This is a genomic window from Pseudomonas sp. m6p (genome assembly GCF_055760375.1).
The window spans coordinates 4,886,287-4,909,126 of record NZ_CM147084.1 but is presented as its reverse complement, the minus strand read 5'-3'; the positions used below and the strand labels follow the sequence as shown (position 1 = coordinate 4,909,126).

Genomic DNA, 22,840 nt, shown 5'->3' with positions numbered 1-22,840 from the left:
TTAATTGACTGAAATTTCAATCTGCTTCGGCTTGGCTTGCTCGGCCTTGACAAGCCGCACTTCCAGCACGCCGTCTTTCATCGAAGCCGTCACCTTGGTCGGATCAACGTTGTCAGGTAAGACAAAGCTGCGCACAAAGCGGCCATACGCACGTTCGATGCGGTGGAATTTCTTGCCCTGCTCCTCTTTTTCCAGTTTGCGCTCGCCGCTGATGGTGAGTACGCCGTTTTCCGCGCTGACGCGCACGGCATCCTTGGGGACCTCCGGCAGATCCAGCTTGAGGAGGAATGCGTTCTCATCCTCGCTGATGTCCACCATTGGTGCCCAGTCCGCCGTGGTCATGGCTTCGTTGCCGGTACGGGCGCCCTGTCGCTGGGGGGGCCGTCCCAACATCGTCGCCAGGCGGTTTTGCAATTCATCCAGTTCCCGGAAGGGGTCCCACGGAGTCAATGCAGACATATCGGTTCTCCTTGAACAATGCCGGCGAATTGGATGACGCACCGAACAGAGCCGCCGGCGCACTCTGAATAGCGCCTGCTACTTTTCGTTTCCATCAAGAACAAGTCCTTGGGTCAATTGAAGGATCACGACAGCCTCCCCATGACTCAAGATTCGCCGCCCGCTGACTTTTTCTTGCGCGCAGGCTTGCTCGCGTCGCTCGGCGGCGTCTCGGCCACGTTCGCGGCATCGGGCTTCTCAGGCTCGGCCGGCTTTGCGGGTGGCTCCTGGCGCTCGAAGACCACCCGTTCGGCCTTGTCGTCCCAGCGTGCGCTGGCGTGATCGCCCTTGCCGATTCCGCCGCCGAGCATCTCGCGTGCCAGCGCGGTTTCCAGCTCGCTGCGGATCAGGCGCTTGAGTTCACGCGCACCGAACTCGGGCTTGTAGCCTTCCTCCGCGAAGTGGTCGATCAAGGTCTGATCGAAGGTCAGCGTCACGCCCTGGCTGGCGGCGTTGCGGGCCACACGATCGAGCTGCAGGCCGACGATATGGCGGATCTCCTCCTTGCCCAGCGCATGGAAGACGATGATCTCGTCGATGCGGTTGATGAACTCGGGGCGGAAGTGTCCGCGCAGCACGTCCATCACCTCGGACTTGGTCTTCTCGTATTCCTCGCCGGCGGCGCTACGGGCCTTCAGCCGACGCTGGATGATGTCCGAGCCCAAGTTCGAGGTGGCGATGATGATGGTATTGGTGAAATCCACCACCCGGCCCTTGCCGTCGGTGAGCCGCCCGTCGTCGAACACCTGCAGCAGGATGTTGTAGACGTCGGGGTGAGCCTTCTCGATCTCGTCCAGCAGCAACACGCTGTAGGGCTTGCGACGCACCTTCTCGGTGAGCTGGCCGCCCTCGTCATAGCCCACATAACCCGGAGGCGCGCCCACCAGGCGTGCCACGGTATGGCGTTCCCCGTACTCGGACATGTCGATGCGCAGCAGCGCACCTTCATCGCCATAGATGGACTCGGCCAGCGCCTTGGCGAGCTCGGTCTTGCCCACGCCGGTCGGCCCGAGGAACAGAAAAGTCGCCACCGGCTTGCCGCCTTCGCGCAGCCCCGCGCGCGACAACCGCACGGCATCGGCCACCGCGCGCACCGCTTCGTCCTGGCCCACCAGGCGCTCGTGCAGCCGCTGTTCCAGATGCAACAGCTTCTCGCGTTCTTCCACCGTCAGCTCGTTGACCGGAATGCCGGTCAGGCGCGAGACGATCTGCGCGACATGCTCGGCCTTGACTTCGGCGCTGCCCGAGGCGCGCTCGCGCTCCCAATCTTCGATGAGCTTCTTGAGTTCGGCCTCTTTTGCCTCGATGCGCTTGCCCAGCTCGGCGGCCTTGTCGTACTGCTTGCGCGAGGCCATGTAGTCCTGCTCACGCCGCAACTGGTGCAGTTCGGACTCCAGCTCTTGTACGGCCACTGGGCGAGCCGTGGCCGACAGCTTCACGCGTGCGGCCGCCTGGTCAAGCAGGTCGATGGCCTTGTCAGGCAAAAAGCGCGCGGTGATGTAGCGGTCCGACAACTCGGCGGCGGCGATGATCGCATCCTCGGTGATGCTGACCTTGTGGTGCGCCTCGAAGGTGTCGCGCAGGCCGCGCAGGATCATCATGGTCTGCGCTACCGTCGGCTCGGGCACCATCACCGGCTGGAAACGACGCTCCAGCGCGGCGTCCTTCTCGATGTACTTCTGATACTCGTTGAGCGTGGTGGCGCCGATCAGGTTCAGCTCGCCGCGCGCCATCATCGGCTTGAACACGTTGGCCACGTCCAGCCCGCCTTCGCCGCCACCCTGGCCGGCACCGACGATGGTGTGCACTTCATCGATGAAGAGAATCATCTCGCCCTGGTGCTCGGTCACTTCCTTGAGCACCTTCTGCACGCGCTCCTCGAACTCGCCGCGATACTTGGCGCCGGCCACCATGGCGTTGATGTTGAGTTCCACCAGACGCTTGTCGCGCAGCGTCTCGGGCACTTCGCCGGCGACCATCCGCTGCGCCAGTCCTTCGACAATGGCGGTCTTGCCGACGCCGGGCTCACCGATCAACACCGGGTTGTTTTTCTTGCGCCGGGCCAGCACCTCGATGGTGGTCTCGATCTCCTGCGCACGGCCGATGACCGGATCGAGCTTGCCCTCGCGCGCCATCTTGGTGAGGTCGCGCGAATACTTGTCGAGTTCTGGCGTGTTGGTCGGCGTCTCGGCGCGGCCATCCTCGGCGCCTTTGCCGACCACCTTGCTGACCTGTTGGCGCAGCGCCTGCGGCGTCAGGCCGTAGCGGCGTAGCAGGTTGGCGGCCAGCCCTTCGCCTTCCTCGGTCAGACCGATCAGGAAATGCTCCGGACCGACATAGGAATGGCCGAGTTCATTGGAGGCCACGAAGGCGCGGCTGAGCGCATCCTTCACGCGCGGCGACACGCCGATCTCGCCCTCGAACGGCTTGTCCCCGCGCTTGGCCTCGGACTCGATCTGCCGCTTGAGGTCATCGACCTTGATTTTGAACTGACCCAGGATGGTCTTGACCACGTCGCTGTCGGCCAGCGCCAGCAGCAGATGTTCGGTATCCACCTCGGAGCGGCCAAATTCGGCAGCGTGTTTGGCGGCCTCTTGCAGCAGGGCTTCCGACTGTTCGCTGATGCGGCTGGCCAGCCCACTGCCGCGCCGGCGCGGTGCACCCGAACCTGCGGCGGCGGGTTCGCCAAACACGGCATCGACCACGTCATCGGTATCGGCGGCAAAGGGCGTCGCGTCGTCGCCGATGCGGAAGAAGTCACTGCCGAGGAAGTCCTCGAACAGGCCGCTGCGCGAGCCGAACAAGGCTTCCAGCGGCGAGACGGTGCGCTTTTGCTGGCGCACCAGTTGGCGGTAATGGTCGTCGCACAACAGCATGGTGCTGTGACGCCCGTTGAGATTGGCTTCCACCCGCACGGTGGCGGGTTGGCCGCAGACCTGGCATTGTTTTCTGGCCATGCTGATGCTCCTGAGAAGGTTGACAAGGTTGAGGCGACGAGGCATCGCGAGCCGCGACACCTCGTCTCGTACCGGGTTTTTCTTGTGACGAACGAGCCGGCGACGTCAGCTGTTGATCGGGATCGAACGTCCCTGCTTCGGCGCGCTGACCTCGCGCTTGTCGATCGTGACCGTGAGCACCCCGTTCTTGAACGATGCCTTGATCGAATCCTGATTGGCGTCGTCAGGCAGGTTCAAGGCGCGGTGAAAGCTGCCGTAGGTGCGCTCCACACGGTGGAAGCCACCTTCCTTCTTCTCCTGTTCCTGGCGCTTCTCGCCACGCACCACCAGCACGTCGTTGTCGAGGGTGATCTGGATGTCCTTTTCCTCGACACCGGGCACTTCCAGGGCAATCTTGTACTGCTTGTCGGTTTCCTGGATGTCCAGGGCCGGCTTCAGCATGCCCGACCAATCGGATGGCAGCCGCGGCATGGCCAGCGCCGGAAAACCGAAGCCCCGGAACGCGTCATCGAACAGCCGGTCGATCTCGCGATGCAGTTGCAGGATCGGGCTGACTGGCCCGCTCGCCGCTGGCAGGTCATTGCGCTGCACCGGCAGGGAAGAGGCGGTCTGCTGCTCTTGCTGCTCGTTCTTGAACCAGTTCCAGGGAGCCAACTTCTTGAAATCGATGTCCATGTCATACCTCCAGAAAAATTGAAAAACGAGTTACTCAAGCCCTTTACCTGCTGCGACGGGCAGTGCGCCCAGGCGACACGGGCGGCTCGGATGACTTCTGCTGTTCACGCTTGCGCATCACCTCCTTCTTTGCTCCGGCTCGGGTCTGATCATTGATCCACTGATCGATTTCACTTTGACGAAACCGCCACGTCCCGCCCACCTTGAAAGCCGGAATTTCCCCGTGCGCGGCGAGCCGATAAAGCGTCCGCTTGCCGACTTTCAAGTACGCAGCCAATTCATCGAGCGTGAAAATCACCTGTAGGTGCGCTTTCATCTCACCCTCTCCAATCGCGTCGCTTTGCGGTTCCGGCCAAGGAAATCCTTGCAAGACTTTGCAAGATATTGCGCTTACCAGGACAAACTTCAAGAGTCAATGTACAGCGATCTCCCGCCCCATTGATGCAGGTCAACTGCTCAGGCCAACGTGCGGAATTGCCCAGTCGTCGCTGCGGATCGCGTTCCAGAGTCGGGCCGAAACACTTCCGTTGCCCCAGACAGCGTAGTTCAACAGTATCCGTCCGGCCAACACACCTTCCCGACACCGCCGCCGAAGGCCATGGCCCATCAAGCGGATTTTCCATGCCCCCTCAGCGCCGTACCTACAGCAAATCTTTCAAGGCCCAGGTCATTCAGGAGTGTTCTGAACCCGGTGCCTCCATCGCAAACATCGCCTTGGGCTACAGCCTCAATGCCAACCTCGTCCACAAATGGATTCGGCTGCATACCCAGAAAACCACGGCTATCCAGCCAGCGTTCATCCCGTTGCCTTCTCAAATGCTCGGCGCGGGATCGCATGCTCAAGTGCGCTGCTGCGATCATGAGTTTGATCCAGTCGGCCCGTAATAATGGGCACGATCCGTATGCCTATCTCAAGGATGTGCTGACACGGTTGCCGACGCAGCGGGCGAGTGAGATTGCAGAGCTGCTGCCGCATAGGTGGCATCCGGCATAGTCGCGCAAGACGGTTTGCCCGCACGCTTACGTTCAACAGCTCAAGCACCGTCCGCCCTTCGCGGGATCGTTGCCGCCAGAGCCACACGCCGAACTTTTCCACCTTGTCGTCGCCGGCCTGCGGTCAGTCAGGCAAGCCCAGGTGCTCGTTTTCCTGCTTGATCGCGTGGTCTCGGATCGCGTGCACCCGGGAAACGGCATCCACGAACTGCCACCATCTCTTAGCTTGGCGGGGTCAAGCCAGCCGGGATGCCCGGACGGTTACGCTGGTCCGCGCCCAGTTGCAGCACCAAGGTCGGCCGCAGTGATGAAGCGGGTCTTGATGCCGCACTGCGCCGCCCGATAGCGCAGTGCGATGGCCAGATGCGTCTTGCCGACTCCCAAGGGGCCTATATCGCCTTGGCACGGCTCCGGGCAGTTTCGGGGAGGCTGCACGCAGTGCGCGACAAGATGTATCGCAGCCGAACTGCGGTGTATTCTGCAATCAGCCTAGGGCCGCGCGTATCCGCTGCTTCCAGTCGAACACCCGGGCATGGTTGGCCCCAGGTGAGCTTTCTTTCGGGTGATGCACAGAGTGCAAAGGCTCACAGTACTTCGCCATGGTGCCTGGCCAACGCAACGAGCCTTTCACTGTCTCCCTCAAGATCCTGTCTATGCATTTTCCTGCCTCAACACCTGCTTTGAAGCCCATGATCCGCGTTGACATGGTCTTCCGGTTGTCTGAGGTATCTATTTCTAGAAGGTAGCGTTGATCGCCGTTTTGCAGCTTGAACCTTGCCAGCAGATAGCAGCGTGATTTTTCGTGATCAATCAGGGGGGCATAGAGAAAACGGAAAAAATCGTACGATAAGCCCTGCTGACAGCCTGCAAGCCCTTAGGTTGTGTAGTCGGTGTCCGAATGGGGTATGCCTCAACCTGGCGTCAGACCGGACGACCGAAGTACGTCAAGATAGGGGCTATTTCGGCTTTTCCTGACGTTTCCCTACAAACCTCTATGACTTCAACCTGACAGGCCACGGCTTCAGGCTGCTTGGTTGTCATTGGGTTTATCAAAACTTGAAGAAGTGGCGGGCTGCCGCTATTAGTTAAGATTCACTCAACACAAGGACGCGACGATGATTCAGAGATTTGTTGTTGTTCCTGCGATCCCCATCGAAACAGGATCGATTCGTAATGGAACTCGCTTTCACTCCACTACAGTTCCTGGCGGGTTTGATATTTATGACAATCAAGATAAGCAGCGATTGCAGTTCACCTACCCGACACAGATAGAAGCAGATGCTGAATGCGAAAGACTGAACATGGAGCACTATCAAACCTCTATGACAACACCTACCGGCATCAGCTCACCATGATCTAGTCGTTCTCTGCTCAACGGTGTGGACTGAAAACAAAAGCCCCGGCATCTTGACGGGGCTTTTGTTGAGGGGATCTGATCCTTCAGCTCCCACGATTGTAGTCAAGAAATGAAAGGCAAACCGAGCAAGTGCAAACACTCTGACAGAGACATGCCCGAACTTTGCGGGTCACAGGGCCTATCGTACGATTTTTTCCGTTTTCTCTATGCACCCCTTCTCTGTACCCCCGATTGAACATAGGGTGCGTTACCCGCAACGCGAGCCGGTGTGACCCCGCCGCTGTGCGTGTTCGGCCTCGCCGAAACGGCTCTCGTAAACCAAGCCCCGGCCAAAAGCGCGCCGGGTCTTGGCCCTTCGGGCTTCGATCCTCACGCCTTCGCCCGTCCCGGGCTGCGCGCTCCGCTTGCACCAGGTCAACGTCCCCCACTCTTTATATCGATACAGGGAAAAAGCCGATAGCCCGGGCGATGCAACAGCCCGCGTCCTGGATCTGCGCACGACTCAGGAAATCACCCTGCAGTTATCCACCGCCCGGGCAAGAAACCTCCCGGCCCGTGGATAACTGCATCGCTCGCTCTGGCCTCTGACGGGCCCCGCTCGCTGGGCGATTTTTCATGCGCTGGCCATTGCATCGGAATGCCTTCGGCGACCAAAGGGGTGCCCCCCTTGGATCCGCAAGTTGGAATGGTTCGGGCTTCGCCCGCGATCTGCGCGGGCCTATTCGCCGCTCTCAGCCGCCACCTCTGGCGGGACTTCGACCAGCTCTTTCGAGTCCACAAACGGGACTGCGCACTCAATACATTGAATCCGACCGCTAAGCCCCGGTTTGCCCCATAGATTCAGGTGGCAACTCGGACAGGTGTACTTGCGCTTGTTCTTCGGGTCTTCCTTGCCAGGATCTGGCTGCAGCAAACCCGCCGAGGTCAGCGCCGATATATCTATCGTCGGATCTTCCGGCGTACCTGGCACCGGCTCGCCGCCAGGCCCGTAGAGCAGCACTGCCGACATAGGAACCCGTTTGGTTACCACGTCGATCCAGGACAACATGCGGCCCTGTTCGATCAGTTCCTTGCTGGAAAGATCGAACGGCCCGCCCTCGATGATGTAGTGCGTCATCTGCTGGCCATGACGTTTCCCGCCAGGCTCGCCGGTGTCGGACGGCATCAGCCCGATGGAGGGGTTCGGGGAGCAATGGAACAGTAAACGCACTTAAGCCCAGTACCTGCCCGCAAACCAGCGCTCTGTCTGGGGAGTACGATAAAACCACCGTTTTATGAAACCGCTTTAACGAACATCAGGAAGGACCGTAAACATCCGAAAAGCGGTTCGATAAACTCGTTTCGACAATCAGAGTTCTCCAATCAACAGTCACATACGAGTAAAGCGAACTCTAATTCGTGCTTACGTTGGTTTTCGGTTCCATTGCTCCCCAAACCCCTGATAGTAACGTGGCACAAAAAAAGCCCAGGAAATCTCCCGGGCTACTTGTTTACTAAAGCACGCGATCGCGTTCCGATCGCCCTGGCTTATGCAGGTGCTGTATCAAATTCCAGGCATTCGGAAAGTGAGGTGAACTCAGGTCGCCGGCAGACCCAGGCAGTAAAAGCGGTGTAAGCCACCGACAAGCCTGTGATCAGAGCCATCGTTTGCTTCTTCTCTCGACTGTTTCTAGCAGCAGCACGCGCTTGGGATTCACCTTTGCGTCTGGCACTGTTCGAAAAGAGAGACGCGATCAGCATTCCAATCAACGCGTAGAACACTGTGATGAGAGTGAGCTTGGCAACAATAACTAGGGTGATACTCAGAGCTCCCTGGTTTGTCCGGAAGGTCGCGAATACGGCATATGCAATGGCCAAGATAATCCCGGTACCCAACGCTATCCCTGAGACCAAGCCAGGCATTTCAAGCCAGCGAAGGATCAGAGCCGCAACCGCTCCGATCGCGGGCAGCGCATTCGTGATCGCAGCATCGGTGTAGTCGGTGTAGATCGTGGCAGCCTCTGTGTGGTGTCTCCAGATCGCCAGGCAGGTGATCAAAGATCCTATCAAGAGCGTGTATTTCCATGCCGGGCCTGCCCAGAAGGCCTGCCACATGCGTAGCACTGCTGGTTTCCCAGCTACAGGCTGAGCAGGGCGCACTTGCTGTGCCGAAAACACATTGGCTGGGCTCTGAGAGGAGGGCGCCGGTTGCACACTTTGTGATTGTGTTTGAGCCACCTGGTGCGGCTGAGCAGATTGCTGTTTTTGTTGACGGAATTGTTCCTGAGCGATCCGGTACTGCTGATCTCTTTGTGAGTTGGCAAGATCCTCTGCCTGGCGCTGAGCTTCATACTCATCCTTGCGCAGCTTCTCTTCTGCAGCGTATGCCTTACTTTTTTCAACGCGTGAGTAACTATCCAGAAAGGTGACACGAGCTCCCAAGGTTTGATCGAGACACTTCTGGGTGGTGCACTGGTCTCGCACCGATAGCCATTCGCGTTGTGATTGCCGTAGCTCATCCGGGTGTTCCGTTTCAGCGAGGGCTTTTTGATAGGAGCGCGCCAGAATGCTGTCGACGCCACTCAGATAGCCGTCATTACAGATGCTGGATTCCGCAAAATTTGCGGCCTTAGAACAATCAAAGCTTGCTGCTATTGAGTTACAGGCCACTAATGCCAGCGTAAATGCGAGAGCGTTGCGAAACATCATCCGGTTCATCCCTAATTCCGTTATCCAGTGCCCAGCAGGGCATAGTGGTTATCGGCCGGGCATGTGAATACGTGAGGAGAACCTGCATGCTCGTGTGGACGCGTCAGTTGAAGTCTTGAGCAGCAACATTTCCTTCCCGGGGAATTTTTGTTGTCAGATGCCGACGTTGACAGGGCTGTACTACCAGCCCATATTTCCTAGAAGAACGTCACCCGTCGTGGAACATGGCCGGTCAAGAGGCGACCTATGTTGGCTGAATTGCTGCCTAAACCGGTGTACCGTCACTACCGACGTCATCTTGGAGTTTCACTTCAAATTGGCGTAGGGGCATCAGAGCAAGAGAACCACGAGATTATCGCGGCAGGATTCGCAGCCGAGAGATTCAAATTGCTTAGCGAATCTGGCGTGTACGACGCAGTCGCCCTTGAAAAGATTATGCCGGTTGGGACCCTTAACGCCCGATTGGCTCGCCGACAACGCTTAAATCTGGACGAGAGTGATCGGTTGTTCCGACTTGCACATGTGACAGCAATGGCAGAGGCGCTGTTCGGAGACGTCAAAAAAGCCCAGCGCTGGCTGAGCAAGCCTAAGCAACGTTTTGCCAAGGAACAGCCCCTCGCACTGTTATCCACTACCCAGGGCACTCGGATGGTCGAGAAACTGCTGATTCAGGTTTGCCGAGGGGATGGTCTTATAACGGGTGCACTGATCTTTGGTGGCAAGTCGATGAGCCACGCTACATCGGTTTTACAGAAACCAACTCTACAAGGCGGTAATTCTTCCTGGCCGCTTTGATCGCTTTCTGTTCTGCGAGACGCGTACTGAGCGTATCCTCCTCATGGACCATTGTGTGCTTCCTACCCTCAAACTCATTACCGACCCGCAGCGTGACCCTTAACACGGGGGTGAACGCTTTCACCGATCTTCTTTTTCTCCGCAGCCTTCACTGGCTGGATGTTCGAGTTATCCGAAAGATTGTCATGTTCATGTAAGGCATGAGTCTGCGCAAGTGGCTGCACCGCCAAACAGCGCTCGGCGCATATCTGCTTCAGTGAGGTCGTGATTTTTGTATATAGCCTCGGCGTAGGTTTGAACTCGCCGCTAGTGCTTGGCTCGGCCGCAAATTGTCGTAATTCTCATCGGCTTCGGCACTGCCTTTTCAAAGGCACGTTTGCATTCACCCAAATAAAACTGTCAATGTTTGGAGGCGTTAAGAATCTGAGGCCGGATGCCTCTGTCAATCCTCCACTTTTGGCGTTCCTGATGCGTCAATATCAGGCGCAAACATTGACTGTCAATGAGCAGTTCACTGACTCAGTGGTAAAGCCCAATCTTGCAGGCCTACTGCTGTGTCAATGGTTAGAGACGTAGCTGATCCAGGCGATTATTGGCCGGATGATCCGCTGGTGGCCGAGGCCACGGCGCGGATCAAACCGCGCAAGTGAGCCTTTGCCCGGGGTTGATCAGGCCTCGCCGTAGAGGCTTTGCGCAGCACGGCGGCGGTGCTTGATGTTGTGGCAGACCCACACCAGCGTGATCCACAGCGGAATCGCGTAGACCGCCATCCGGTTGACGGGGTCCATCAGCATGACCGCGATGATGAACACCATGAAGGCCAGACAGACATAGTTACCGTAGGGGTACCACAGCGCCTTGAACCGTGGTGTCTGCCGGGTCTCGTTCAGGTGCCGGCGAAATTTGCCGTGGGCCAGGCTGATCATCGCCCAGTTGATCAGCAGCGTCGCCACCACCAGCGATAGCAGTATTTCGAGGGCCTGCTGCGGGATCACGTAGTTCAGCACCACCGCCATCAAAGTCACTGCAGCCGTTGCGAGGATCGAGCGCACAGGAACCCCGCGCGAGTCGATCTTGACCAGGCTTTGTGGCGCGTCACCCTGCCGGGCCAGACCGAGCAGGATCCGGCTGTTGCAATAGGTGCCGCTGTTATAGACCGACAACGCCGCGGTAAGGACCACGAAGTTGAGAATGTGCGCGGCGGTATTGCTGTCGAGCATTGACCACACACGTACGAACGGGCTGCCGCTGTAGGTATCGCCAGAGGCATTGAGCGACGTCAGCAGGCTGTCCCACGGCATCAATGACAACAGCACAACGAGTACGCCGATGTAGAAAATCAGGATACGGTAGATCACCTGATTGATTGCCTTGGGGATCACGCGACGAGGGTTTTGCGCTTCGGCGGCGGTAAAACCGAGCATCTCCAGCCCGCCAAAGGACAGCATGATAACCGCCATGGACATGGCCAGGCCGGCCATTCCGTGGGGGAAAAAGCCGCCGTGCTGCCACAGGTTACTCAGCGATGCCTGCGGCCCTCCGTTACCGCTGACCAGCAGGTAGCTGCCCATGGCGATCATCCCGATCACCGCCAACACCTTGATGATGGCGAACCAGAATTCCGCCTCGCCGAACACTTTGACGTTGATCAGGTTGAGCGCATTGATCAGCACAAAAAACACCGCAGCCGATACCCAGATCGGTATCTCGGGCCACCAGTAATGCACGTATTTGCCGACGGCTGTCAGTTCGGACATGCCGACCAGGGTGTACAGCATCCAGCAGTTCCATCCCGAGAGGAAACCGGCGAATGCGCCCCAATACTTGTGGGCGAAATGGCTGAAAGAGCCGGCAACCGGCTCTTCAACGATCATCTCGCCCAGTTGTCGCATGATCATGAAGGCGATGAAGCCGCAAATGGCGTAACCGAGGATCATCGAGGGCCCGGCAGACTTGAGTGCGCCCGCCGAGCCCAGGAATAACCCCGTGCCAACGGCGCCTCCCAGTGCGATCAATTGGATGTGTCGATTTTTCAGGCTGCGTTGCAGTTGACCTGAGTGCGCATGGAGTCCGCTCATGAGAAAGGGTACTCGCAAGGTTGCTTGAGTGTTTGCAAGACACTTGCGCGGGGCGAGGCGGGCCGATGCAGTGATGCGACGGTGCCAACAGTGGGGGACAGGTAATTCTCCACAGTCATACGGATTCTGTTCCTTCAGATTATTTCTATTTTTATCAATCAGTTAGATCGAGTTTTCAGCTTGGTTACGCGCGATTTCGTGCGCGCTGCTTGGAAAAATCTATTGGAAGAAACATATTTCTATCTGTTGAATTTGTAAATGGGGGATGGTATCTAATGCATCGCACAGGGACATGCCAACGATTCCAGGGACTGAGGAGTGATGACGGTGACGGGCTGCAATGCACTAGGGACATTCGATTTTGTGGTCGGCGCCGAGGCCGATCCGGCGGGCTATTTTTCAGCGGCGGCGCAGGACATTCGGGCACAGCTGCTGAGTGAAGGCGCGGTGCTCATTCGCGGTGCCACGCCGTGCAGGGATCCCGAGGTGTTTGAACGGGCCATCGGTGCGCTGGGTTTTCACACGCGCGATTACGTCGGCGGCAGCTCTCCACGCTCGACGATCCAGGGCAAGGTCATGGAAGCGACGCGCACCCCGCCCGACTGGTCGGTGATCCTTCATCAGGAAATGGCCTACGTAAAACATCCGCCCGAAATCATCGCTTTCGTGTGTGTCGAGCCTGCGGAGCGCGGCGGTGAATCCGTGGTCGGGGACATGCGCAAACTGGAGCAGTTGATTGATCGCGCCACTCTGCAGCAACTGACCGATCGCGGGCTCAAGTTGCGCCGCACGCTGCCCGGCGAGGCGCGGGTGAATCTCAAGCCCGGGGTGAAAAAAAGCTGGCAGGAGACGTTCTCCACTTCCAGCACCGCCGAGGCAGAAGTGCTGTGCCGGGCGCGCGGTTGGGACTTCGAGTGGAGTGGCGGCGACCTGATCCTTTGGCAGGACTGTATCGCCCCGATGCGCCGACACCCGCGCAAAGCGGCGGACATCTGGTGCAATCAGGCGCACTTCTGGGGCGCGGCCGCGATGATCGAATGGGCGCGTATCGACGGTCGTGAACAGGACGCCAGTGAATTGGCCGAGGCGCTGCGCAACACGCCGCAACTGTTGGAGGCCATGTGTTTCGGTGACGGCGAACCACTGCCGCAAGACCTGACGCTGGAGTTGTTCCACACCGTCAGACGTCTGGAACAGGATGTCGATCTGCGGGCGGGCGATATTTTGCTGCTCGACAATTTTCAGTATGCCCACGGCCGGCGCGCCTTTTCCGGCAACAGGACCATCAACGTGATCATCGCCAATTGGGCGGATGATCAGCCACACGCAGCTCAGGGATGAAAAGATGACGATTCAGGAAAGAAATTTCACGTCGGATAGCACGTTTGTACTGACCCCCGGCGTGGATGTCAGTCTCAAGGACTTGATCAGGTATTCCCGGCCCGGGGCAAAGGTGGTCGCTTCGCAAGCCACCCGGCAACGGGTTCAGGCATCGCGAGACGCCCTGGAAAATCTCGTTGCACAAGGCGCGGTGATTTATGGGGTGAACACCGGGATGGGTGGTTTCGTTGACCATCTGGTGCCCATCGACAAAGCCCACGAGCTTCAATCGAACCTGATTCAGGGCGTCTCGACCAACGTTGCCGAGCGGTTCCCGGACAGTGTGGCGCGAGCCACCATGTTTGCGCGGATCGTATCGCTGTCCCGTGGCAACTCGGCACTCTCACTGGAAAATTTCGACCGCTATATCGCCATTTACAACGCCGGCCTGATCCCGGAAATCCCGAGCAAGGGTTCGTTGGGGACCAGTGGCGACCTGGGGCCGCTGGCGGCGGTTGCGCGGATGCTGACCGGGGACGGTCATGCCTACCTCGACGGTGCCCGGATTCCGGCGGCGCAAGCGCTCGAGCAATTGGGTCTGGCGCCGCTGCACCTGAGTTACAAGGAAGGGCTGGCGCTGATCAATGGCACCTCCTGCATGGTCGCGGTGGCAGCGATGAATGTGGTTGAAGCCCGGGAACTGCTCGAGCAATACACGTCGATTTCAGCCTTCTCGTTTGAAGCGCTGCAGGCTCGGGTGCGTCCTTTTCATCCGGATGTTCACCAGTTGAAACCGCACCTGGGCCAGCAAAAAATTGCCGAGGCCATCTGGGCCGATCTGCAAGGCTCGGAACTGGCGATTGACGATCTTGAACTCTCTTCGCAATTGAGCGCCCTGCGCACCGACCAGGTGCGCCAGGAAGACATGCCCATCGAAGATGCCTATTCCATTCGCTGCACGCCGCAAATCCTCGGGCCAGTGCTGGAGACCATCGAATTTGTCGAGCGCGTGGTCGGCAACGAACTGAACTCGTCCAACGACAACCCGTTGATCACCCCTGAAAACGGCGAGGTTTTTCACAATGGCCATTTTCATGGGCAATACATCGCTTCGGCCATGGACTACCTGACGATCTCCATCATCACCCTGTGCAATCTTTCGGATCGGCGGATCGATCGCTTTCTGACCAAAGCCAACAGCAATGGCCTGCCGTCATTCCTGTGCGCGGAAAACGGTGGCCTGCGTTTCGGCCTAATGGGCGGGCAATTCATGTCGGCGTCGCTGACGGCGGAAAACCGTTCGCTGGCCACCCCCGTCTCGATCCAGACCCTGACCACCACCGGTGATTTCCAGGATGTGGTTTCCTTCGGCCTGGTCGCCGCGCGCCGGGTGACCGAAGTGCTGCAGAACACGCGTTACGTCCTCGCGTTTGAACTGATCTGTGCAGCCCAGGCCGCCGATATTCGTGGCAACGCCAGACTCGGGCCGAAGGGCCGCGCCTGGCATGCGCGGGTGCGTGAACACATTCCGTATCTGGATCGGGATGTGGCGTTGACCGCTTACCTGGAAGCGCTCGTTACCCAGGTACTGGGAGGGCACGGCCGATGAGTTCGTCGGGAAAGAGTGACCTGTTGGCAACAGCCATCACTGAGCCGGTCCGGCTGCATGCCAACGAAAATCCGCTGGGTGCATCGGGCCTGGCCCTGCAGCTGTGCGCCTCGATGCCGACGCTGCTCAGCGAATACCCCGAAGTCACTTACAAGTCTCTGCGCCTGGCAATCGGCGAGCGCTGGCGCGTTGATCCCGAGCGCGTCGTGGTGGGCGCCGGTTCGGACGAACTGATCGACATTGCGCTGCGTAGCCTGTTGAAGCCCGGCAGTCGCATCGTGACGCAACAGCACGGCTTCAAGATGTACAAAATCCGGGCCGCGTTGCTGGGGGCCGACTACAGCGAGATGACCCCGGATGCCAGCGGCGACTATGAGGCGGCATTGCAACTGGCTCTTGAGCAAAAGCCCGACGTCGTGGTGCTGGTCAATCCGTCCAATCCATTGGGCGACTATCTGTTGCCCTCGCAGCTGTTATCGCTGGTGGCGCTGATTCCACCCGGCACGACCGTCATCATCGACGAAGCGTACGCAGAGTTTGCGCCGGATCGGGAAAACACGGCTGGTATTCAGATCGTCAACAGCCGGGAAAACGCGATATGCCTGCGCACGTTTTCCAAGGCCTACGGTATTGCCGGCCTGCGCCTTGGCTGGGCTTACGCGAGCGGCGATCAGGTGCCTGCGCTGCAAGCGCGGCGTGCGCCGTACAACGTCAGTTCGTTTTCCGCCCTGGCAGGCGAATACGTCCTGCAGGACGGCGATCATCTGGACAACACGGCGGCGTATTGTCAGGCGTGGGGGCAGGAGCTCGTGAGCCTGTTCAAGTCTCACGGCATTGAAGCCAGAAGCCGCTACGTCAATTTTGTTTTCGTCGAATGCGTCACCGCGCCACGCTGCCAGGATTTGCATCAGCATCTGGAGAGGGAAGGTTTCCTGACGTCCCGGTTGACCGACTATGGTCTTGAGACGTGTCTGCGAATCTCCTTCGGCAACCAGGCGCAGATGACCCGGTTGCGCGCTGTACTGAAGCAAAAACTGCAAACCATGGAACTTGCCTGAGGCCAGCAGGGCAGGGAGCCTTCGGCGATTGCCCAGGGCTTCCAGGGCAAGATCAGTGAAACCTTGACTGAGGTAAAAATGAGCCAGACGCTGACGTTGTTTCACGCTGAACCCTACTTGAAGCAACTGGACTGCCGAATTGATCGACTGGAGCGCGACGACGCCGGCCTGCCTTTCGCACTCCTCGGCGAAACCGTGTTCTACCCCCAGGGAGGCGGGCAACTGGGCGATCGGGGGGTATTGAACATTCCGCTCGCGGGGGAGGGTGAGGCACTGCGCACGCTGGAGATCGTCGCGACGAAAAAACGGGACGATCAGATCAGGCATTACCTGAGCATTGACGACGAAACGTTCGCTGAGCTGCAGACGCGGGTCAGCGACCAGCAGGCGACCGCCACGCTGGATTGGCCATTGCGATATCATCAGATGCGGGTTCATTCGGCGATGCATTTGATTCATTGCATGCTCGAGCGGACGCTCGGGCGAGCGATTGCGCATCCGGTTCGTTCGCCGTTGAGCGACGAGGGTGGCGAGAACCAATACGAGTTTGTCGGTGAGTTCGACGAAGACAGTCTGAGGCGCGCAACAGATGCCTTGAACGAGTTTTGCTCTGCAAGTCATGAGATTCGTACGGAAGCGGATACCCGCCAGGGACAGGGATTTCGTTGGTGGCAATGCGAAGACTGGTCAATCCCCTGTGGGGGCGTTCATGTGCGTAATACGCAAGAAATAGGCGTGGTGACTTCCAGTATGAAGATCAAGAAAAACACGACCAGAGTGCTTGTCACTCTGTCGGCAGAGGCGGAAGAGCTTGGATAGCAAACGTGCGTTTGGCGCATTTCTCATGCAGTTTCGAATCGACGCGGGGCATCTGAAGATCTCCACGTTTCTCGACGAGGTCAATATTCCGTTCTCGGCCAATTACTACCGCGACGTCGAGGCCGGAAGGAAATACCTGAGTATCGATGCTGCCGTCGAACTGCATGATCACCTTGGCATCGATGCGGCCAGCAAAGCCAGTTTTGATTATTTCTGGCACTACTTCAGGGATTTGTTGCCGGCGGACGTCCACGAAATGTTGTTCGGCAAAGGCGTCGAGGTGACCGATCTCTCTTCGCGCCTGGAACTGCGTGAACACGACTCCAGAATCTTGCGCCGGGCCCTGAGCCTGAGTCGCTACGAGCGTGAGTTCATTGTCACCGAAGAGGTGATCGCCGCGTTCGAGGCGCAATTCGAACTGCTGCCATTGATGACGTATCTGTACATGGTCGACAGCGCCTCAGTGGCGGAGATTCAGCTGGTGTGCCAGCAGATCGGTCTGGCTTATGACCGGGACACTGAAGCGTTCCTGAACCTGGTGTCCAAGCCGCGCGCGACGCCGGATGACCCGTTTGTCCGGCATGCACCCACGTTGAGGATGCCCAGGACGGTGGATGCGTTGAAGTTGAAGGATCAGTTCCTGCGCCATGAAGTGGACCGGTCGCTGCTCAAGCCGGAGAAGAGCGAATACTTCGATGTTTCAGGCTCTTTTAAATACAGCTCGATGGTGACACTCAAGGACGCCGAAATAGAACAGATTCAGGACCGTCTGGTGGACCTGTTCTCGGTCATCGAAGTGCATAACAAGTCTGGTCGTCAGCTGGAGGATTCAGGCGCACAGCCTTATTTCTTCGGGCTGGTGGTTTCCGGGCGTCCGGAGTACGACGGGCGCGCGGCCCGCGTCGGTGAAAAAGACGAGGAGTGAACAACTGCCGGGCGCTTCGCCGCTTCTGTGTGGCATGGCCCGGCAAGAACCAACCGTTCACAGGAGTGTGCGGACAGTACAGAAAACGGGGCGCAGAACCGCAACCCGGCCGTCATCAGTCAGAACAGGGATGAGATGAATGAATGCTCCAGTCGTAGAAAAACTCCGTCAGTTGTTCGGCGAACGCTTGAGGCTCGAACAGGGAATCCGGCAACAGTTCTGCCAGGCGCCTCCCGGCATCGAGCTGAGTCCCCCCGATGCGGTAGTGACCGTTCGCAGCGAAGACGAAATCATTCAGGTCGTGAAGCTTTGCCGTGAGTACGGTGTGGCGCTGATCCCGTCGGGTGCGCGTTCGTCTCTCGAAGGGCAGATCAATGCGCCACAGGGTGGCGTCTGCGTCGACTGCTCGGAAATGAACGCGATTGTCGATGTGAACGTCACCGACATGACCGCCACGGTTCAGCCGGGCGTTACCCGCGAGCAACTCAACAGCCACTTGCGTGAGACCGGACTGTTCTTTTCCGTCGATCCTGGCGCCAACGCTTCCATGGGCGGGATGGCGGCGACCCGTGCATCGGGGACCAACTCGGTGCGCTACGGGACCATGGCCGGGAATGTCAAAGCCGCACGCTGGATCATGGCGGACGGCTCGGTCGCCGCCATTGGTTCCCGCGCGCCCAAATCGGCCATGGGTCTGGATCTGCTGGCGATTGCCATCGGTTCAGAGGGCACTCTGGGCATCTTCAGCGAACTGCAAGTGCGCCTGCATCCGGTGCCCGAGGCCATCGTTGCCGGTGTCTGTTCGTTCGATTCGGTGGATAACGCGGTACAGACGGTGGCCAGTGCCCTGGGCCAAGGACTCTCGATCGCCCGGATCGAGCTGCTGGATGCCACGGCGGTGCGTGCGTGCAATGCCTATTCTGCGGCACTGGGGCTGGTGGAAACGCCGCATCTGTTTCTGGAGTTCCACGGCGACCGGTCGACGGTCGCCAGCAGTGTCGAGCTGTTCAAGGATTGCGCCGGTGAGTACGGCGGGCAGGTCAGGATCTCCGAGCGCCTTGAAGAACGCACGGCCCTGTGGAAAGCCCGACATGACGCCTGGTGGGCCTTTCACGCTTTCTACAAAGGCCGCAAGGGGCTGGCCACCGATGTCTGTGTCCCGTTGTCCTGTCTGAGTGCCTGCATCAGCGCCACGGCCGCCGACATTGCTGCCTCCGGTCTTGATGCGCCGCTTATCGGCCATGTCGGAGACGGTAATTTTCACCTGCTGATCATGCTCGATGAGGGTGAAGACGAAAGTGCGGACATTCAGGCGTTCCTCAGCCGGCTGTCGAGTCGCGCGTTGTCGTTCGGCGGCACCGTCAGCGGCGAGCATGGGGTAGGGCAGGGAAAACTGAAGTGGATGTCGGCGCAACACGGCGCAGCGCTGCAGTTCATGAGGGCCATCAAATCGGCCCTGGATCCGGACAACCTGTTCAACCCCGGCAAGATGTATCAATCGTTACGGGTTGACGCTCGATAACTGTCGAATTTTTGTTTTTAAGGATGGATGTGAAAGGTATGGATCATATTTTGATAGTGGGCATCAACAAGGTCTCCATCAAGTACGTGTGCGAGGCGATCCGCGGTGCGGGCTTCGAACCGGTACTGTCCGTTGACCCCTCGGGTTTTCATGGCGCGGCGAAAAACGTGTTCGAAGGGGTCACCTGCATTCCTGCCTTTACCGACAGGGTCGCGCTGTCCGCTTACCTGAACGCCCATCCCGCACTGGTTGGCGTGATTCGCAGCATCACGACATTCTTTGACGAGTTGTTCCCGGTCGTATCCGCGATTGCCGAAGAATTCGGCTTCAAGGCGCCGCCTGAGGTGTTTGCCCGGCTGTCCTCCAAGGGCTTCGTCGGCCGCTTGATCCCGGAACATGTGCCCGCCGAGACCTGTGTGTCGCTGAGCGATGGCGACGTGGTCATTCCCTGGCTGACACCCGGGCAACAAAACGATGTGGTGCTCAAACCCTCGGTCGGCTCTGGCGCGGTGGCCACCACCCTGCTCTCGATTGCACCGGACGCTGACCCTGGCGCAGTGATCCGCGCCGCCATCCTGAACAGCGGAATCGACGACCCGCAAGACACTGCCTGGATTGTCCAGGCGCATTGCGCGGGTGATCTCGTCAGCCTGGAAGGCTTTGCCCAGGAGGGGCGGGTGGTCTTCCTCGGACTGTCCAGGCGCGACCGAGTGGGTTTCACGGAGGTCGCCAACCAGTTCCCGGCCGACGCCCGCATGGCCTTGCCCGTGCGTGCGAAAATCGAAAAGGCGGTCCGCGATCTGATTGCCCGTTCAGGGTTCGACAATGGCTTCTTCCATTGCGAGTTCATTGCGAACGACGCCACGGCTTATCTGATCGATGCCAACATGGGGCGCCTGGGCGGCGCGAGCATCGTTGAACAGATTGCGCTGGCCTACGATCTGGCGCCAGCGACTGTCCTGCAGCACGTGGCGCTGCTGCCACTGGGCTTGCTGGAGGCTGCGCTTGAATACCAGCCGGTCGAATCTTGCCGCCAGACCCTGAGCTACTGGTACTGCCTGGATCACGAAGCCGTCGTGCATGACTGGGAGATTCCGCCGATGGCTTCCATTCACACGCCCATTGCCAACGTCGGCAGCGTGATCCAGCCCATCGGTACGTCCGACTACGCCTGGGTCGGCATGCTCACCGGCTATGCCGATGTCGTTGCGCGCGAGATTGGCCAGGTACGTGTCCTGACCGATCGCGGCCCTAGAAGCCCGGTATTCAAATGATTTACTTCGTCCGGTTTCTTTCGTCCGCGGCCTGGAGCTGTTTCTATCCGTTCATGGCCATTTGGCTCAATGCGTCCGTGGGCCTCAGTACCAGTGCGGCGGGGGTCGTTGTCGGGTTCGCGATTGTCTCCAACCGCATCGGCGCATTGGCTTTTCAGGGCATGCTGGACAAGGTCGAGCGACGCCGGGAAATAGCCCTGGCCTTGTTCTGTGTGGCGGTGGCGGCGCTATTGATGCTGGTCACCGCCGCGATGGGCATTACCAACGTGTTGATCTGGGTCGTACTGGTTGTGGTGTTCGGTGTCTCCAATTCGATCGCCACGATCTCGCAGATTTCCTACATCGTGCAGTACTTTCGCGAGGGCGAGCACGAACGCGTGCTCTCTTACGAGAATGTTGCGGCGAACGCAGGGGCCGGGGTCGCGCCGTTCGTGGCGTCGTTGATTCTTGCCGGCACCGGTTACTGGTTTGTGGCCCTGCCGCTGTTGTTGGGCGTGCTGGCCACGGCTTCCACGCGGCTGATTCCGCAGGTGGCGCGTAGTGCAGGCGTGGCGTTTACCGCGCGTGCTTCCGCGCCGGGCGAAACCGAGGCATCGCCCAAGGTGGTGGCGTTCATGGCGATCAACTTTCTGACCATGATCGGCTATGCGCAGTTTTATTACGTGTTCCCTACCTATGCCACCGAGCGCTTTTCCAGTGAACTGGTCGGCGTGCTGTTTCTGGTGGCCAGCGGGATCATCATCTTCAGCCAGGTTTACGTGACCTCATTCGCGCAGCGTGTCTCACGATTGTGGCGGGTCATCGTTTCCAACCTGTTGATCGGCGCGGGCTGCCTGTTGTTGATCATTTCGTCACAGGCGCAGGCGATCCTGTTTGTCGTGGTGGTGTTTATCGTGATCGGCGAGATGATCTGCGGCCCGCTGTACCAGGCTCAGGCCGTGAAGATCTGGCGCGGGCGCAGTTCCGTGGCGATGGCCGTGCAGACCTGTGTCTGGGGCGCTGCCGAAGCTACCGCCGCCGTGCTCGGCCTGCTGGCAGTGGCCAACGAGCTGAGCTTCATGTCGTTTCTGTTGGGGTTTGCCGCCTGCGTCATCGCCGCCGTGGGCGCCTGGGTATCGATTGCGCTCAAACGCCCGTTGATCGGCATCGACGTGGAACAGCGGTCAGTCCCGGTTTCCTGATGGCTCGGTGCGGCAGGCAGCGGTCTTGGCGGTCAACTGTTCGCGACAATAGTCGGCGAACAGCTGTGCCGGTTTGGTCAGTTGCCCGCGCTTGAGCCACGCGGCGACCAGACCTGAGCCGGTGACGTCTTCGACGATGTCCACGCACACCACTTTCTTGCCGTCATAGGTGCATTCCGAGTGGGGCCGGGTCACCAGGATCGAGAAACCGAAACCCTGACCGACCATGCCCCTGACCATCTCGATCGACGGCGAGCTGAACTCGATGCGCGGGGTCAGGCCCAGTTCTTCGAACAGGCTGACGAAGTAGGTTCGGCTCGGCTGCACGTCGAGCAGAATCATCGGCTCCAGACACAGATCGCGCAGCGACACTTGCTTGTACTGGGCGAAACGGTGGTCGACCGGTAATAGCGCATACGGCCGTTGCGCCGGCATCAGCGGCTCGGTCTGGATGGTGGCATCGAGTTCGTGTTCATAGAGGATCACCAGGTCGAAACTGCCCGAGGTCAGGCCTTGCACCAGTTCCTGTTGCTCGCCGTCGCGAATACGGATTTTCACGCCCGGATACAGCGCAGAAAACCCGGCGATCAATTGCGGCAGGTACAGCGGCGCGACGGTTTCGAAGCAGCCGATGTCGATCTGTCCGGCGACGATGTCGTTATCGGCGAGGGCGTTCTGCTCGAACTCCCGGGCCATGCGCAACAGCTCCTGCGCCTTGCGAAAGAACCGTGCACCGCTCGGCGTCAGGGATACGCCCTGAGCGTGATGGCGGATCAGCAGCTGCACCGCGAAGCTGTCTTCCAGACCTTTGATCGCCGTAGAGATCGCTGGTTGTGCGATGTACAGCTTGCGCGAGGCTTCGGCAACGCTGCCGCATTCGACGGTGGTGATGAAGTATTTCAACTGACGCAAATTGTAGGCGGCCACGGCAAACCTCAGGACGAGCGGACTCGACTTCCAAGCAATTTGTGCGCCGCCGCGTCCGCTGCGCGACGTTGTTTTTATCCTTGAACCTTAGTCATCCACAGCGGTTTTGGGGAAACCGATTGAGCAGTTTTTTCATTGCCTGCGAAGACATTTTTACTAATTTT

The 22,840-nt window shown here is 59.0% G+C and carries 20 protein-coding genes and 2 pseudogenes; 12 read left to right on the top strand and 10 right to left on the bottom strand.

Going from position 1 to position 22,840, the window contains the following annotated elements; translation table 11 throughout:
• The 4 genes from hsp20-GI to ACYZUM_RS22350 form a co-directional block, all read right to left on the bottom strand.
• A complete protein-coding gene (gene hsp20-GI, locus ACYZUM_RS22365) occupies window positions 1-459 on the bottom strand; it encodes a small heat shock protein sHSP20-GI (RefSeq protein ID WP_016782889.1) in 459 nt (152 codons plus the stop codon).
• A gap of 146 nt (window positions 460-605) precedes the next feature.
• Window positions 606-3,455 (bottom strand): heat shock survival AAA family ATPase ClpK, encoded by a 2,850-nt coding sequence (gene clpK / locus ACYZUM_RS22360; RefSeq protein WP_095668238.1) that lies wholly within the window; start codon window positions 3,453-3,455, stop codon window positions 606-608.
• A gap of 105 nt (window positions 3,456-3,560) precedes the next feature.
• A complete protein-coding gene (gene hsp20 / locus ACYZUM_RS22355) occupies window positions 3,561-4,130 on the bottom strand; it encodes a small heat shock protein sHSP20 (RefSeq protein ID WP_034126243.1) in 570 nt (189 codons plus the stop codon).
• A gap of 43 nt (window positions 4,131-4,173) precedes the next feature.
• A complete protein-coding gene (locus ACYZUM_RS22350; protein WP_034126242.1) occupies window positions 4,174-4,446 on the bottom strand; it encodes a helix-turn-helix domain-containing protein in 273 nt (90 codons plus the stop codon).
• 125 nt (window positions 4,447-4,571) lie between these two features.
• Here ACYZUM_RS22350 and ACYZUM_RS22345 point away from each other — a divergent pair, with 125 nt between their 5' ends.
• Entirely contained in the window at window positions 4,572-5,015 is a 444-nt protein-coding gene (locus ACYZUM_RS22345; protein WP_430459340.1) for a transposase, read from the top strand.
• A pseudogene (locus ACYZUM_RS22340) lies at window positions 4,972-5,124 on the top strand (transposase domain-containing protein); the annotation flags it as partial. The gene ACYZUM_RS22345 and the pseudogene ACYZUM_RS22340, both read left to right, overlap by 44 nt.
• Window positions 5,125-5,414: 290 nt before the next feature.
• Here the strand turns inward: ACYZUM_RS22340 and ACYZUM_RS22335 are convergent.
• A pseudogene (locus ACYZUM_RS22335) lies at window positions 5,415-5,516 on the bottom strand (ATP-binding protein); the annotation flags it as partial.
• Window positions 5,517-5,607: 91 nt separating this feature from the next.
• Window positions 5,608-5,934, bottom strand: a complete 327-nt coding sequence (locus tag ACYZUM_RS22330) for a Tn7-like element transposition protein TnsE (RefSeq protein ID WP_257011529.1) — start codon at window positions 5,932-5,934, stop codon at window positions 5,608-5,610.
• A gap of 304 nt (window positions 5,935-6,238) precedes the next feature.
• Between ACYZUM_RS22330 and ACYZUM_RS22325 the strand changes: the two genes are divergently transcribed.
• Complete coding sequence (locus ACYZUM_RS22325) at window positions 6,239-6,478, top strand: hypothetical protein (RefSeq protein WP_081791613.1); 240 nt, start codon at window positions 6,239-6,241, stop codon at window positions 6,476-6,478.
• A 720-nt stretch (window positions 6,479-7,198) separates the two neighbouring features.
• On the opposite strand, the gene ACYZUM_RS22320 is transcribed toward ACYZUM_RS22325, so the two are convergent.
• Window positions 7,199-7,690, bottom strand: coding sequence for a hypothetical protein (locus ACYZUM_RS22320; RefSeq protein ID WP_239778225.1), 492 nt, complete (start codon window positions 7,688-7,690; stop codon window positions 7,199-7,201).
• Between the two features lie 317 nt (window positions 7,691-8,007).
• The gene (locus tag ACYZUM_RS22315; RefSeq protein ID WP_179294960.1) at window positions 8,008-9,177 is read right to left on the bottom strand and encodes a lysozyme inhibitor LprI family protein; all 1,170 of its coding nucleotides are present in this window, start codon (window positions 9,175-9,177) and stop codon (window positions 8,008-8,010) included.
• A 237-nt stretch (window positions 9,178-9,414) separates the two neighbouring features.
• Between ACYZUM_RS22315 and ACYZUM_RS22310 the strand changes: the two genes are divergently transcribed.
• Window positions 9,415-9,963, top strand: coding sequence for an antitoxin Xre/MbcA/ParS toxin-binding domain-containing protein (locus ACYZUM_RS22310; RefSeq protein ID WP_017849609.1), 549 nt, complete (start codon window positions 9,415-9,417; stop codon window positions 9,961-9,963).
• A gap of 668 nt (window positions 9,964-10,631) precedes the next feature.
• Here the strand turns inward: ACYZUM_RS22310 and ACYZUM_RS22305 are convergent.
• The gene (locus tag ACYZUM_RS22305; RefSeq protein ID WP_108183890.1) at window positions 10,632-12,041 is read right to left on the bottom strand and encodes an amino acid permease; all 1,410 of its coding nucleotides are present in this window, start codon (window positions 12,039-12,041) and stop codon (window positions 10,632-10,634) included.
• Between the two features lie 327 nt (window positions 12,042-12,368).
• Between ACYZUM_RS22305 and ACYZUM_RS22300 the strand changes: the two genes are divergently transcribed.
• The 8 genes from ACYZUM_RS22300 (at window position 12,369) to ACYZUM_RS22265 (ending at window position 21,749) form a co-directional block, all read left to right on the top strand.
• Complete coding sequence (locus tag ACYZUM_RS22300; RefSeq protein ID WP_108184437.1) at window positions 12,369-13,382, top strand: TauD/TfdA family dioxygenase; 1,014 nt, start codon at window positions 12,369-12,371, stop codon at window positions 13,380-13,382.
• A gap of 4 nt (window positions 13,383-13,386) precedes the next feature.
• Window positions 13,387-14,970, top strand: a complete 1,584-nt coding sequence (locus ACYZUM_RS22295; protein WP_041065084.1) for a phenylalanine aminomutase (D-beta-phenylalanine forming) — start codon at window positions 13,387-13,389, stop codon at window positions 14,968-14,970.
• Window positions 14,967-16,028: a pyridoxal phosphate-dependent aminotransferase gene (locus ACYZUM_RS22290; protein ID WP_108183889.1), complete on the top strand. Its 1,062-nt coding sequence runs from the start codon at window positions 14,967-14,969 to the stop codon at window positions 16,026-16,028. The genes ACYZUM_RS22295 and ACYZUM_RS22290 overlap by 4 nt, the downstream gene beginning before the upstream one ends.
• A gap of 78 nt (window positions 16,029-16,106) precedes the next feature.
• A complete protein-coding gene (locus ACYZUM_RS22285) occupies window positions 16,107-16,847 on the top strand; it encodes an alanyl-tRNA editing protein (protein WP_108183888.1) in 741 nt (246 codons plus the stop codon).
• Between the two features lie 25 nt (window positions 16,848-16,872).
• Window positions 16,873-17,772, top strand: coding sequence for a hypothetical protein (locus tag ACYZUM_RS22280; RefSeq protein WP_254616369.1), 900 nt, complete (start codon window positions 16,873-16,875; stop codon window positions 17,770-17,772).
• 139 nt (window positions 17,773-17,911) lie between these two features.
• A complete protein-coding gene (locus ACYZUM_RS22275; protein ID WP_047296761.1) occupies window positions 17,912-19,294 on the top strand; it encodes an FAD-binding oxidoreductase in 1,383 nt (460 codons plus the stop codon).
• Between the two features lie 38 nt (window positions 19,295-19,332).
• The gene (locus ACYZUM_RS22270) at window positions 19,333-20,568 is read left to right on the top strand and encodes an ATP-grasp domain-containing protein (protein WP_108183887.1); all 1,236 of its coding nucleotides are present in this window, start codon (window positions 19,333-19,335) and stop codon (window positions 20,566-20,568) included.
• Entirely contained in the window at window positions 20,565-21,749 is a 1,185-nt protein-coding gene (locus ACYZUM_RS22265; RefSeq protein WP_108183886.1) for an MFS transporter, read from the top strand. Before ACYZUM_RS22270 ends, ACYZUM_RS22265 begins: the two co-directional genes overlap by 4 nt.
• Here the strand turns inward: ACYZUM_RS22265 and ACYZUM_RS22260 are convergent.
• Window positions 21,732-22,676, bottom strand: a complete 945-nt coding sequence (locus ACYZUM_RS22260; RefSeq protein ID WP_108183885.1) for a LysR family transcriptional regulator — start codon at window positions 22,674-22,676, stop codon at window positions 21,732-21,734. The genes ACYZUM_RS22265 and ACYZUM_RS22260 overlap by 18 nt on opposite strands.
• Window positions 22,677-22,840: the final 164 nt, after the last annotated feature.